This is a genomic window from Bacillus sp. SJS, from assembly GCF_000732485.2.
Lineage (GTDB): Bacteria > Bacillota > Bacilli > Bacillales > Bacillaceae > Metabacillus_B > Metabacillus_B sediminis.
Map to the genome: position 1 here is coordinate 122,520 of NZ_JAQV02000015.1, position 14,152 is coordinate 136,671.

Below are 14,152 nucleotides of genomic sequence, written 5' to 3' on the forward strand. Positions count from 1 at the left end.
TGACACATTAAACAGGCCATGATAATATACACAAAACCAAGTAATTTTATAGGATTAATTAAATTATCAAGAGTGAACGAGAGAACTGGCTCTATGACTTCACAGCAACCTCCATTTGGAAAGGTGCTCCTACCAGCAAAGCGCAGTGCTTTGGCCGATAAAGAAATGTTGACCGTAAACTTTCTTAGCAGCCAATGCCAAAGAAGGTTTTTTTTATTTGGCTGGCTCTCAGCTGTGAAACAATCGTTTAAAGGAGGAAGGCAGTTATGAAAGAACTGAAAAGAGTGATTACCGGCGCTCAGTCCTTTTCCATCTATAGAAGTTCTGAACAGGCCATTCTTTTGTGCCATGGCTTCAACGGCACCCCCCAGAGCATGGAATCACTGGGAGAGAAATTTGCCTCATTAGGCTATTCTGTATATGCTCCAAGACTTGCGGGACATGGTACATGTCCGTCCGATATGGAGCTATGCTCAGTTCAAGACTGGTACCGCTCATTGGAAACTGCTTACTTAAAATTAAAGAGCCGATTCAGAAAAGTATTTGTTATTGGACAATCCATGGGCGGCAGTCTGACGATTAAGCTTGCCAGCCAATTCACGCAAATCGATGGAATAGGTCTTATTAATGCAGCACTTGAAGTTCCAGATTACGAAAAGATTGTCGGAGATACTGGTTTTATCAAGGAGGGACGGCCAGATATAAAGGATCCGTCTGTGGAGGAAATTGCTTATGAAAAAATACCTGTTAAAGCCATTTCCGAGCTGAGAAAGGCTATGAATGAAGCAAAAATCAGGCTTGCAGAAGTCTCGTGTCCAGTCGTTGTATTCTGTTCTCCGGAGGATCATGTTGTTCCTGCCTCCTGTTCTGAAAGGATCATGGAGTCCATTTCCGCCAATCGTAAAAAGATGATTAGCCTTCCAAATTCTTATCATGTAGCATCCATGGATTTTGACCAGGATTTGATCGTAAGGGAAGCCAATCAATTTTTCTCCATACAAAAAACAGCCCTTCCTGCCAATAGGAAGAGCATGAACGCCTGAATACTAGGCTGCTTGAATCTTTTGATTGAGCAGTTTCGCTTGAATAAGCCGTCTTCTTACAGCTATTCCAATCCAGCTCGCCAGGACCGCTTTTATAAGGCCAACTGCTACAAATGGCCAGACACCCACAGCGAGTGCCTTGTCCCAAGGCAAACCCAGGACGATTTTTAGCCACACCGTTCCGAAGAGCAGTGTAACCAGCATCCCAATCGTGTTTGCGGCGAGCGCGAACTTGAGCGTAAACTTTGTTTTTTCAAGGAAATATCCTGTTAAAAACGCCGCCGCAATGAAGCCGATTATGTATCCCCCAGTTGGTCCCGCCAATATGTGAAGACCGCCTTTCGCCTCCGCAAAGACAGGCAGACCAATCATTCCAAGACCAGCATATACAGTCATAGCCAACGCCCCGTACCGGCTTCCGAGAATAGTAGCTGCCATTCCTACGGCTAATGTCTGTCCGCTAATCGGAACGATTGGCAGTGGAATTTCAATTTGTGCAAATACAGCGGTAATCGCAGCAAACATTCCGGATAAGATCAGCATGCGCAGTTTTACCCTTTGTTTTTCCATCATTCTCCCCCTCTTTGTTAACTGTTATTTATTTAAAGTTAACATAAGGAATCGATTTCTGTAAAAGTTTTTACAGGATATAGGTTCCGCCATGCCACGTTTTTTCACGGGGCTCCCTATTATTTTTTTGATAGAAAGAAACCGCGTAGATTCCTTTTTCTTGATGATGTTCTGGTTTTCTAAAGCTGACATCTGCTTCTCCTACCTGTATTTTCACTTCTTCTCCGTGCGTTTCTGTTTTCTCAAGCTGAAGCCATTTAGACCATTGGTTCGCAAGCCTCACAGGATTTTCGGAAAGATAGATGACTTCCCGGATCGTGTTTATTCCATTTGGATGAGGCGCAATTGCCCCGGATCGTATCAAATCCTCTTTTCGCTCTTCATCCGAGCCGCTCCATTCAATGAAAAATGGCAAAGGCAGTTCGGATTCCGGGTGTTCGGCAAAAAGCATCCTCCAGGAGATTTCGGTCCCGTCAGCCCTAGTCCGGCTTCCTGAAAAAGGACCTGTCACCGTAAGCCCTGCACCCTTTAATTTTTCGGCTAAATCATCCATCTCGCTGGTTCGAATCGCCATTTGACAAAGGCCTTCATTTTCAAGGCGGCTGCACATTTGAATAAGCGGATTGTCCGACTTTTCAGCCTTGTCCTTATTCTCAATTGCGAGAAATTCAAGATATGCGAGATTAAAATAACTCAAACTGTTTGCTGTCCCCCAGTTCTCATGGCTTCCTCCCTGAACTGTGTGAAAACCGAGCATTTGAAATTCAGCACCCGCTTGCACGGGCGGCTGCTTTACATAATGAACAATATGATCGAGCTTCATCTGCTTCCCTCCCCATTATTTAGTTTAATAGTAGAGGGATTTGGGAGAAATAACAAGAAACCGGACTAGTCTCTATATTCATCTGTTTGGCGCTTCTCCTCAATGAGCAGTCCCCAGGAGCTTTTCCCGCGGTACTCCATTCCCCACCGATCCTTAAGCAAGCTTGCCGTTAGTCCAACAAATAGAAGACCCACTGCAGCTAAAAGAAATTCAATCATCGTTCTCCCCCTTTTAGGTACAAGTGTATGTGAGGGAGTAAGGGGTTATGTTAGGTCGGAGTTGACTTTTCATCCAAAATACTTCAGACAGAAAGAAACAAAAAACGAGCGATTCACTTCTTTTCCGACACCTTTTTTGAATAATAATACAAGTTTATATAAATTTATCTTTATAAAATAACATTAAATCAATAAATATATGCAAAATAACTAATAATCATTCGTTTTTCTCTTTTTCTCCTGCTTATCCTGTGATAACCTTTTCTTGTATTGTAATTTTTTGATAGATACATAGGAAGGAAGGGGAACTATGGGTAAAAAGAGCTTGTCTATTTTAATGGCAATGATGGTATTTTTCACATTCGGTTTCGCCCCCGTACAGGCTATAACAACAAGTGAGTCTGCATCGGCTGTGACGATGAAAGCAAGCCAGTCGCTGATCTCCATGACGGAGGAAAGAGAGATTGAAGTAACAGCCGATCTGGGCTATTCAGCAGATTTAAGTAAGCTCCAATGGACCTTTGGCGGAAAGCCGCTCGATCAGTGGAAGCAATGGGACCCTGCTGCAAAGAAATACTCCGGTTCACCTTACATTACGTTTTCAGAGCCGCCTGCCTACATAGATGGAACCACGAAGATTAAAGCGAAACTGAAGTTCAGCCTCCTCTATGGAACTGAGGATGTCTCCCCAAGAAGTCTTCGTACGCTTTACCCTGCCTTAATCGGAACCTATGAATTATCCGTAACAGATCCTGCAAAGGGTCAAACTGCAAACGTTCCTCTTAAATTGAACGTCTATGATGAATATTTAAAATGGGACGAAATCAAGCCTGCCATCGATAAAATCAGCAAGGAAGCCGTCAACGGCCGCTATGTTTCCTATCAAACGCTTGGGTCTTCATCTGAAGGAAGACCGATGCACTTTATGGTGCTGGCAAAAGATAAAGCCTCCGTTGATCAATATTTACATCAAATCGCCCAGCAAAAACTTGAAAAACCGGCAGAATTGAAGAAAAAAATCGCAAATGGACAGCTAAAGAATTATAAGGTGCCCATCTGGATCAACAACATCCATCCAGACGAGTCACCGGGAGTGGACGCCATTGTAGAGCTGTACCGCATTTTTGCCACAGAAAAGACCAAATCCTTTAAAACAGCCGACAACCAAGGCCGTGAAAAGGAAACAAATATCAATATTGACAAAGCATTAGACAATGTCATTTTCCTCTTCAACTTCACACAAAATCCGGATGGACGTGTGTACAATACCCGTCAAAATGCGAACGGATTTGATTTAAACCGCGACAATACGTACCAAACGCAAATCGAAACTCAAAATCTTGCAAAAGGGCTCTCAAAATGGCTTCCGGTATCCCTGCTTGATTTCCATGGATTTTATGATGAGTTTGTTATCGAACCATGTACCCCTCCCCATAATCAGAATTACGAGTACGATCTGCTCATGGACGGAATGGTCGAACAGGCAGAACAGATGGGAAAGGCGGGAATCGCCAACACAAAATATGATAGCTACTTGATTCCTTTAAAGGATTGGCCGAACAAATTCGATGATGCCACCCCTTCTTACACCTCCACCTACTCCATGTTCCATGGAGCAATGGGACATACGGTTGAGATTCCTGACCTTAATGCGGAATCCTACAAAGCTCTTGTGAATGCTGGTTTAGGTGCTGCCAAGTATGTATCGGAGAACAAACAGGAGCTATTTAGGAATCAGCTCGATATTTACGAGCGCGGCGTCATGGGCAGGGACGACCGGGCTACAGACAAATGGTTCGTCAATCCGGAAGGGGAAGAAATCGGACGTGACCGTAAAGGGAACAAAAGTTTCTTCCCGGATTACTATGTCATTCCTGTAGATAAGAAGCTTCAAAAAAACGTCCTGGAAGCTCATAAAATGGCCGACTATCTGATACGCAATGGCATCAAAGTCAGCCAATCCTCCAAGGCGGTTAAGGCTGGAAAACAAACGTATCCTAAAGGGTCTTACGTCATCGATATGAAACAGGCAAAACGCGGATTCGTCAATGCTGTCCTTTATGACGGCGAGGATCTATCCGATTGGGAAGAAATGTACGCGGAAGTGGTGAACAGCTTCCATGACCTCCGCGGGTTCACCCGAATGGAGGTCCGCTCTGCAAATGCTTTTGCAAAAGGATTGCAGCCAGTGAAAAAAGTGACGGCTCCCAAGACGGAGATAAAGGAAAAAGCGGACAGCTACATCGTTAAGAATTCCAGCAATGAAGCCGTAAAAGCTGTGAACAAGCTTCTCAGAATGAAGGCACCCGTTCAGCAGCTGACGGCTGCGGGCAAGGACTATTCAGCAGGAGATTATGTGATATCCCGCAAAGAATTGGGATTGGTTAAAGACAGCTACTATTTGGATCTCAAACCTTATAATAAAAAAGGAAAAACGAAAGCTCTCAAGCAGCCTAAAGTATTCAGCAGCGGATCGGCCGCTTCGAAATATGTACTAAAGGAACTGGGATTTGAATTTGCCCAAAGTGAAAGCGAAGCCGATGTTATCGTGGATGATTCCGGTCTTGCAGCCAAGGCGCTCATCCAGGCGGGCAAGCCCTATATCGGTATCGGAAGCAGCTCCCTGAACTTTGCTGAGAAAGAGAACCTGCTGCCGGGATTTGATTACTCCACCACAACCGGTTCCCGAGCATCCCATGAAGGCCTTTTGTGGACAGATGTATCAGCCGGCCAAATGATAACAAGCGGATATGCAAAAAAGGAAAAATTATATATTGCCACAGGCTCCTACATTAAAGCTGTACCAAAGGATGCAGCAATTCTTGCAAAAGTTGCAAATCATAAAGACTTTTTCATCAGCGGATGGTGGCCGAAGCATGAGGCTCTGCAAGGGCAAACCATTGCCTTCACGAAAGGAAATATCACTTTATTTGCAAACGACATCACCAATAAAGCACACCCGCAGTACAGCTATCGATTGCTTGCAAATTCTATTTATGCGGCGATGAAATAAATCTATTATAAACACGATAAAAACAAACGTAAAAACCCCCTGCGAGAGGGGGTTTTCCAATTAAAAGATTAAATTCAGGAGCAAGTACATAATTCCAGCAAGCAGGGCTGAAATTGGGAGCGTGATTACCCATGTGATGAGCATCGTTTTAGCCGTCCCCCATTTTACACCCTTTACCCTGTGAGAAGATCCAACTCCTAGAATGGAGGAGGAAATCACGTGTGTTGTACTTACCGGCAAATGGATCAATGTAGCACCAAAAATAATCGCTGCAGATGTTACGTCAGCTGCTACTCCATTAACAGGACGGATTTTCATAATCTTACCGCCGACTGTTTTAATAATCTTCCATCCGCCAACAGATGTTCCCAGTCCCATTACTAATGCACAGGACAATTGAACCCAGAATGGAATTTCTGATGGATCTGTATGAAAGCCATTAGCAATCAGGGCAAGTGTGATAATTCCCATCGCCTTTTGGGCGTCATTTGTTCCATGAGAATAGGCTTGCAGGGCTGCTGTTGCAATTTGAATTCTGCGGAAGCGGTTGTTTGTTTTTGAAAGCTGATGATTTTTTCTGAAAATAATTTTAAAAATACTATATATAATATATCCGATCACGAACGCAAGAATTGGAGATAGGATAAGTCCCTGAATAATTTTAATAAATCCAGCCCAGTTCAAGGCATTAAAACCAGAAGCTGCGATTACTGCCCCGGCAATTGAACCGATCAGGGCGTGCGATGAGCTGCTTGGAATTCCGTAATACCACGTAATCAGGTTCCATGCAATGGCAGCAAGCAAGGCAGCCAAAATAACAACAGAGCCATTCTGCAGGGTGAACGGATCCACGATATCTTTCGTAATGGTTTTTGCCACACCCGAGAAGGTTAAGGCTCCGACAAAGTTCATCACGGCAGCCAAGATTATGGCATGGCGCGGTTTTAATGCTTTAGTCGAGACAGAAGTTGCAATAGAGTTTGCCGTATCATGAAATCCGTTAATAAAATCAAAAGCCAGGGCACAGATGACAATTAGTATGGTAATAATGAGTGTCATTTCCATAATCAGTTATCCGCCTTACGCGTTTTTCATGATAATGGTTTCAAGTGTGTTTGCAACGCCCTGACAGCTGTCTGCAATCTCTTCAAGCGTTTCAAAGATTTCTTTGTGCTGGATGATTTTAATCGGATTTTCTTTTTCCATTGCAAACAAATTCTTCACAGATGTACGCAGCAGATTATCACAATTGGATTCTATTTCTTTAATACGGATTGCGCGTTCACGGACAAGATTGAGCTTGCGATCAGATAATAAATCAATTGCATTCGAAATTTCGATGACCGCTTCATTCAGCTGGACAACGAATTTCCTCATATGGTCAGTAGGCTGAGTGACAGAGTACATCTCAAACAGTGCAGCTGCCTGTTCAAAGCCATCAATCACGTCATCGAGAATCATCGCCAGCTGAAGAATGTCTTCACGCTCAATTGGCGTAATGAATGCCTGATTTAATTCTTTGATAATGTTATGAACCAGGGTATCCCCTTTATTTTCATACTCTTTTACCGTTTCAAAGAATTCTTTTAAATCATGAGCGTTGGAAATTTTATATGTGACGAAATATTCGGATGACTCTTTTATGTTATCCGCAATTTCAATCAGCATATCCGAAAACTTGTCCTTCTTCTTTGAGAAAACCATTTCTCTATCCCTCCATGGAGCCAATTATTTTTTATCTATTTATTTTGCATCCTTAGGCATTATATAAAAATTTGTCGAAACCCGAAACAGTCGCACCTCAACATTTACAAACTTGTAATATAAAACATTTAACCACTTTAACATTTGTTGGTTATAATTTTATCTTTTATCCAGTTATTCAGAACCTTTTTCTCACATACAGGAATACAAAATGCCAAAAAAACCCCGCTTTCATCCTGAAGCGGGGTTCAATACTTTTCTATTCTTTTACAGAGCCGGATGTTAAACCGGAAACGATTCTGCGCTGGAAAAAGAGAACGAGAATGACAAGCGGAACCGTTACTACAACGGTTGCAGCTGATATCTCTCCCCAGGGGATTGTGAATTGTCCTTGGAACAAGGCGATACCTACAGGAACCGTTTTATAAGCTACATCTGTATTAATCGTCAAGGCAAACAGGAACTCATTCCATGCAGCGATAAACACAAGGATGGCCGTTGTGAACAATCCTGGTGCTGCAAGCGGGAAGATGACTCTCCAGAACGTTTGCATAATCGTGGCACCGTCCATTCTTGCTGCTTCTTCAAGTTCGAATGGAATCTTCCTGAAGAACGTGACGAGCAGCCAGATCGATAATGGCAGTGCGATTGTTGTATATGGAATGATTAATCCCAGGTAGGAGTTTGTCAAACCAAGATTTTTCAAAATAATGTAGATCGGAGATATCGTTGCAATCTGCGGAAACATTGTGACGGATAAAACTAAACCGAGAATGACGGTTTTCCCTTTAAACTGCAGCCGCGCAATCGCATAGGCTGCAAAAGAAGCGACAAACACGGTATATAAAGTTGTGCTGATCGATACGATAAAACTGTTCTTTAAGTATGTTAAAAATGGATAATCCACAAAGACCGAAATATAGTTTTTAAAGGTGGGATTGTCAGTTAAGGGAGTAAATGCTTTTTCTCCAAAGAGTTCTGTCGCCGGTTTAATGGATGCAAGCAGGATCCATAAAAACGGAAACATGACGACAAAAACAAAGACTGCTAAAAATACGTAGAATAGGATACCTGGTTTTTTATTCATCTGCTTCTCCCTCCTACTTTCCTGGTCCGTCGTTTAATAAATCTCTTCCGAGGAAACGAATGAAAATCATCGAGATGATGGCGACACATATAAATACGATGACGGACAGGGCGGAACCAGTTCCAAAGTTCTGCTGATTGAACATGTATTTATACGCCAGCAAGGAAATGGTTTCTGTTGAGTTTGCCGGTCCCCCGCCAGTTAATACAAAGATTAAGTCGAATACACGGAAAGCATCAAGTGTTCGGAATAACAAAGCAACAAGCAGGCTTGATTTTAGGAGCGGCAGAGTGATTCTCGTAAACTGCTTCCATTTGCTCGCACCGTCGATGGATGCTGCTTCATATAAAGATCCCGGGATTGTCTGCAGGCCGGCAAGCAATAGCAGTGCCATGTATGGGGTCGTTTTCCATACATCCGTAAAGATTACCGAGAACATAGCTCCCGTATCCGTCGTTAGCAAGTAGGCCATCTTATTAACGATTCCTACCTCTTCAAACATCTTGGCGATGACTCCATTCTGGCCATCATAAAGGAATTTCCACATCAGGGCGGATACTGCGGTCGGGATCGCCCACGGGATAAGGATGGTTGCACGGATGAGTCCTCTTCCAAAGAATGCTTTGTTGATTAAAAGGGCAATGGCCAGTCCAATGACGAGTTCAAACCCTACTGACAAAACCGTGAATACTAATGTATTGCTTAGTGCTTTCCACATTCTCGCGTCAGTCAGCTGATCAGAGTAATGTTTGAATCCAATGAAGTTCGGCTGGCGTATGACATCTTTCAGTCCGTCTGCAAGCCCAGTAATTTTCTTTTCATCCTTAAGCTCCAGATCCTTTAGTGTTGCTTCTGCTTCTTGCGCCTTGCTGCTGATTTCCAGAGCAAGTTTTTTATCTATCTCCACAACGGCTGTTCCTTCATCTACCTTTTCGAAGTTGAGCAGTTTGTCGTTTACGAGGTCATAGTTTTCTTTTACTTTCGGATTATCCTGGAGCTGTTTATCCAAAGACTCCAAATCTTCTTTAATAGCCGTTAGCTCTGGTTGAGGATTTTCTTTTATTTCGCTATCTATCCCGCTTATGAGGAATGGATAGTTGTCCAAATATCTGGAGAGATCGATTTCATAGCCTAGATGGGTTTCCGATTTAGAGGGATCACTGAGTTTAAGATCAAACATACTGAAATAGAATGATTGCAATACAGGCCAGATAGCAATGGCCAGAATGAGAATCAGAGATGGTGCTATTAGTGAGTAGGCCATGAGCCGTTCGGGATTCTTTTTCTTTTTGCGCTTCGTATCTTTCGGTACATGGGCAGAAGTCGACGTTTTCGTTTCCATTTTCTCACTCCCTTAATTTAAATCAGGCGGCTGCTGAGCCAAAACAAAGCGATGGAGCTTGACGAAGATACTCCCAAATAAAACATAAAGCGACTGGCCCTTTGAAAGGGCCAGCGCGCTCTCAAACTAGCAATACACTTATTTGATTTGAGCTTTCATTTCTTTTTCCATTTCCTGAACAGCTTCTTCCACTGTCATGGATCCGGAAATTGCTTTGGAAACGTTAATTTGAATGATTTCAGAGATTTCCTGATAGTTTGCAGCAACCGGACGCGGTACAGCTGCCATTAGACCTTCCTGGAAGTTTTTATCTGCGAAGGTTGGATTCGCTTCAAGAACTTCTTTGTCTTCAAATAATTTGTTGATAGTAGGTGCATGGCCTCCGTGGATCGCATCAATTTTTTGTCCTTCTTCGCCTGCCATAAACTTAAGGAATTCCCATGCTTCTTTCGGATGCTCAGTGTTTTTGTTGATTCCAGCCTGCCAGCCTCCAAGTGTAGCCGCAGAACCTTTATCACCGGCAGGAAGCGGAGCAATCGCAACTTTTCCTGCAACTTTTGATTTTTCTTTATCGTTTGCACTTGCAAACTCATATGGCCAGTTGCGCAGGAAAGCGGTTTGACCTTCAATGAACGCCTGGTCTGATTCAATTTCAGTGAATGTTGTTACGTTCTCAGGGACAAAGCCTGATTTCGCCACTTCCACCATTTTGTTAAGACCTTTGATTGTCTCAGGGCTGTTTACGACAACTTCATTCTTCTCGTTAATGAATTGTCCCCCGTAAGCTGCTACGAATTCAATCGCGTTACAAACAAGTCCTTCATATTGCTTCGCCTGCATGACATATCCGAATTTTGTTCCGCCCTGTCCTTTTTTCGCATTTGCCTGTTTGATTAAGTCATCCCATGTTTTTGGCACTTCATCCTCTTTAACTAAATCGGTACGATAGAATAACAGACCCGCATCGACGAATTTAGGAAGAGCCCATTGTTTTCCGTTAAATTGGGAAGCTGCTAGTGCTCCTTCGTTGTACTCGCTCAAATCGACTTTATCCTGCTGAATGTAACGGTCAAGTGGAAGTACGTAGTCAGCCTGAGCAAATTCAGCCGGCCATACTACATCCATATCGAATACGTCAATTTCAGTAGAATTCGCATTGAACGCGGTTACATAAGCATCATGCTGAGCGCCTGTATCTGCAGGCATTTCACGGAACTCGACATCGATGTTCGGGTACTTTTCTTCGAATGCCTTGACCATTTCAGATGTACCCTTCGTTACGTCTTTACCGCGTGCATAAGTCAGAGTTACTTTTTCATCCTTGCTTCCTTCTTTTTCTTTAGAATCTGTGCTTGATGACTGATCAGAAGAACATCCTGCAAGTGCTAAAGAAAGTGATAGAGCTGTGACAGCTGCAAAACGCGTCTTTTTCATTTTCATTATAAATTCCCCTTTGTTTTTATATTTGTAAGCCCTTACAAAATTAAGGATTTAAGTAGATGATCTTTCTATTATTTCCAGTTTCAAAGGCTCTTCCGGCATAGGGGGGGCATCCTCCTCAGGAAGTACAAGATTAAGCATCAGCTTCATAGCCCGTTCGCCAATTTCGTGAGCCGGCTGACGAATGGTGGTCAGCTGCGGAAGAGTCATTTCAGCAATGGGCTGATCATCAAACCCAATAACCGCTAAATCTTCCGGTACGTTTATGCCCAAATGCCTGGCTTCATAGACAATCCCCGCTGCAACCTGATCGCTGCCTGTAAAAATAGCGGTCGGACGTTCAACCATAGCTGCAATCTTTTTCAAAACTTCTTTCCCATCGTGATAATCGGCTGCAATGCGAAAGGCATATTCATCTCTTATCTGAAGTCCGGCTTCCTTCATCGCTAGCCTGTAGCCTGCCTCTCTCGCTTTTGAGATAAAGCTTCGAAAGCTTCCTTGGCAAAAGGCAATCTTTTTATGTCCTTTATCAATCAGGTGCCTTGTTCCTATGTATCCCCCATACACCTGATCAAGGCGGACATTAGGCGTGTTTGATTCATGATCATACTCGTTGCACATGACAACAGGTCCGTATGACATATAATCCCGAACAGTACTCCAGTCGTTCTCGATGGAAGTAAGAATAATGCCGTCTACTTGCTTAGACTTTACTAAATTAAAAAACTGTCTTTCTGTTTTTCTGTCATATCTGGTCTGGCATACGAGCAGCCTGAAACCATTCTCAGTAGCAACTGCATCAATTCCCTCAAGTAAGTATGAAAAGAACGGGTTTGTCAGCATTGGAATAAATACAGCAATGGTATCTGTTTTCTGGCTTCTCAGCGTTTGAGCGGATGAATTCGGATAGTAATTGAGCTTTTTCATTGCTTCTTCTACTAATCTCTTCTTTTCCTCAGAAACGTAAGGATAGTTGTTCATCACCCTTGAAACAGTCGACCGTGATAAACCTGCAAGATTTGCAACATCTGTAATGGTCGCCAAGCAAGCTTCCCCCTTATCCATTCCCCCCTTGTTTATGAAATCGATTTTTGAAATCGTTTTCAAAATGATTTTATATGATAAAGGGAAAAATTACAACAGTAATTTCTTTGATTTTTTTCAAAATTATAATTTATCAAAAACCAGCTTTCGAGGAGAAGCCAGTTCAGCTTGATTCCTTCATTTATCTCACATATGTAAAGGCTTTCTAATACAGTCCCGTCTATGGGGATTTACAATAAAAACTTGAACCCCCGGGACGCTTTATTAAAGCATTCCGGGGGTTCAATAACGATCATCGTATTGTCGAATTGCAGCGAAAATCAGTCCAAACAATCCACTATCAGAAAGAGATGGCTGTTTTGAAAACTGATTTAATGAATAGTCTCATTGCCAGTCATGCTGCACCCGTCTGCTTAACGAGCGCGAATTTTTCCCATTTCCGGCTCCGCCAGCGGAAAAACATAATAATGGCCCGGGTCCATTCATCCGCTGCAATGGCAAGCCAGATTCCCGCAAGCCCCATGTCCAGCTGAAACACGAAAAGATATCCAAGCGGGACACTCATGCCGACCATTGAGATCATCCCCATCCAAACAGGGAATTGAGCATCTCCCGCTGCCCTCAGTGAATTAATCAAAACGATATTCATTGTTCTTCCCGTCTCAAGCACAGCGCTTAGCAGCAATACGTTTGCTCCGAGCTCAATGACTTCACGGTTATCCGTAAACATTTCCATAAGCGGGTAACGGAGCAAAATGATAACTCCCACCATAAAAAGAGTGACGGCACTTGCCCATTTTACACTTCTCCACACCTGGCCATAGGCTGATTGATTGTGGCCGCCGCCTACATAGCGCCCGACCATGATCGCAGTTCCCATCCCGATGGCAATGGCGAAGAGGAAAATGAACATGGAAAGATTGGAAGCGTACTGCCTTGCAGCAAGCGAAGCTGAGCCGAGAAAAGTAGCGTAAAAAAGAAAGACAATTTGGCATGCCTGATACATGACCTGTTCAAAAGCAGATGGAATACCGATCTTTAAAATTTTTCCGGCATACTCCTTTGAAAAGTTCAAATAATCTTGAAGCTTGATCCGAACCTCCATAATTCGATACAGGAGCCAGAAAAAGACGATTAACGCAGCAAATCGGCTGACAATGGAGGAAATAGCCGCTCCCTGAACGCCAAGCTCCAGAAATCCGAAGTTACCGAAAATGAGCAGATAATTACCTGCAATATGAATGATGTTCATGCCGAGCGAAACAAACATCGCTTCTTTTGTAAACCCATGAACACGGATAATTGCGGCAAGTGAATTAATAATGGCTTGAAGAAAAATTGCACCGCCGACTATATTCAAATAGCCTTGTGCATTGGCTAGAACTTCGCCCGTCAAGTTAAGCGATTGCAGCATCTGACTGCTGAAAAGCAAGAAGCATGCACTGATAACAAGACCAGCGGCCAAGTTCAGCACGACAGCGAGAGCAGATATTTTAGCTGCCTCCTGCATGCGTTTTGATCCGATATATTGTGCAACCACAATGGAAGCCCCGTTACCGATGACCTCAAGAACGAGTATGGCAATATGCAGGAACTGATTGGCTGCTCCGACCCCTGATACCGCATCGTCTGAAATGGCACTCAGCATAAAGGTATCCGCAATCCCCATTAGCATAAATAAAAAGACTTCCAGGAAGATCGGCCATGTGAGGAGAAATAGACTTAGCTCCTTTGCCGGCTTCCTTTCGGACATTAATTCAGGTTGTGTTTGAGCCATGCTGCACCTTCTTTTCAATGGAAAATTTGAACAAATAGTATCGTATCACAGTTCCCCTTTAACCGGCACTTCTTTTTTACGAATTTACAAT

Annotated in this window: 12 protein-coding genes and 1 riboswitch; of the genes, 2 read left to right on the plus strand and 10 right to left on the minus strand. The window is 43.2% G+C overall.

Going from position 1 to position 14,152, the window contains the following annotated elements:
• Positions 1–60: 60 nt before the first annotated feature.
• Positions 61–164: riboswitch (SAM riboswitch) on the plus strand.
• A gap of 102 nt (positions 165–266) precedes the next feature.
• Positions 267–1,043: an alpha/beta hydrolase gene (locus tag AS29_RS07705; RefSeq protein ID WP_035404672.1), complete on the plus strand. Its 777-nt coding sequence runs from the start codon at positions 267–269 to the stop codon at positions 1,041–1,043.
• A 3-nt stretch (positions 1,044–1,046) separates the two neighbouring features.
• Here the strand turns inward: AS29_RS07705 and AS29_RS07710 are convergent, their stop codons facing one another.
• The 3 genes from AS29_RS07710 to AS29_RS21325 all read right to left on the minus strand — a co-directional run bounded on the left by AS29_RS07710 (position 1,047) and on the right by AS29_RS21325 (position 2,654).
• Positions 1,047–1,613 (minus strand): biotin transporter BioY, encoded by a 567-nt coding sequence (locus tag AS29_RS07710; RefSeq protein ID WP_035404673.1) that lies wholly within the window; start codon positions 1,611–1,613, stop codon positions 1,047–1,049.
• Positions 1,614–1,683: 70 nt separating this feature from the next.
• Positions 1,684–2,436, minus strand: a complete 753-nt coding sequence (locus AS29_RS07715) for a VOC family protein (protein ID WP_051860508.1) — start codon at positions 2,434–2,436, stop codon at positions 1,684–1,686.
• A gap of 65 nt (positions 2,437–2,501) precedes the next feature.
• Positions 2,502–2,654, minus strand: a complete 153-nt coding sequence (locus tag AS29_RS21325) for a hypothetical protein (protein WP_156505891.1) — start codon at positions 2,652–2,654, stop codon at positions 2,502–2,504.
• Positions 2,655–2,964: 310 nt separating this feature from the next.
• Between AS29_RS21325 and AS29_RS07720 the strand changes: the two genes are divergently transcribed.
• Entirely contained in the window at positions 2,965–5,667 is a 2,703-nt protein-coding gene (locus AS29_RS07720; protein ID WP_035404674.1) for a M14 family metallopeptidase, read from the plus strand.
• Positions 5,668–5,727: 60 nt separating this feature from the next.
• On the opposite strand, the gene AS29_RS07725 is transcribed toward AS29_RS07720, so the two are convergent.
• The 7 genes from AS29_RS07725 to AS29_RS07755 all read right to left on the minus strand — a co-directional run bounded on the left by AS29_RS07725 (position 5,728) and on the right by AS29_RS07755 (position 14,037).
• Positions 5,728–6,732: an inorganic phosphate transporter gene (locus AS29_RS07725; protein ID WP_035404677.1), complete on the minus strand. Its 1,005-nt coding sequence runs from the start codon at positions 6,730–6,732 to the stop codon at positions 5,728–5,730.
• 15 nt (positions 6,733–6,747) lie between these two features.
• The gene (locus tag AS29_RS07730) at positions 6,748–7,371 is read right to left on the minus strand and encodes a DUF47 domain-containing protein (protein WP_035404679.1); all 624 of its coding nucleotides are present in this window, start codon (positions 7,369–7,371) and stop codon (positions 6,748–6,750) included.
• Between the two features lie 259 nt (positions 7,372–7,630).
• Positions 7,631–8,458, minus strand: coding sequence for a carbohydrate ABC transporter permease (locus AS29_RS07735; protein WP_035404682.1), 828 nt, complete (start codon positions 8,456–8,458; stop codon positions 7,631–7,633).
• Positions 8,459–8,471: 13 nt separating this feature from the next.
• The gene (locus tag AS29_RS07740) at positions 8,472–9,800 is read right to left on the minus strand and encodes a carbohydrate ABC transporter permease (protein WP_082883776.1); all 1,329 of its coding nucleotides are present in this window, start codon (positions 9,798–9,800) and stop codon (positions 8,472–8,474) included.
• Positions 9,801–9,938: 138 nt separating this feature from the next.
• Positions 9,939–11,240, minus strand: coding sequence for an ABC transporter substrate-binding protein (locus AS29_RS07745; protein ID WP_035404686.1), 1,302 nt, complete (start codon positions 11,238–11,240; stop codon positions 9,939–9,941).
• Positions 11,241–11,291: 51 nt separating this feature from the next.
• On the minus strand, positions 11,292–12,284 hold the full coding sequence (locus AS29_RS07750) for a LacI family DNA-binding transcriptional regulator (protein ID WP_035404689.1): 993 nt from the start codon (positions 12,282–12,284) through the stop codon (positions 11,292–11,294).
• Between the two features lie 394 nt (positions 12,285–12,678).
• Positions 12,679–14,037 (minus strand): MATE family efflux transporter, encoded by a 1,359-nt coding sequence (locus AS29_RS07755; RefSeq protein ID WP_082883785.1) that lies wholly within the window; start codon positions 14,035–14,037, stop codon positions 12,679–12,681.
• Positions 14,038–14,152 lie beyond the last annotated feature (115 nt).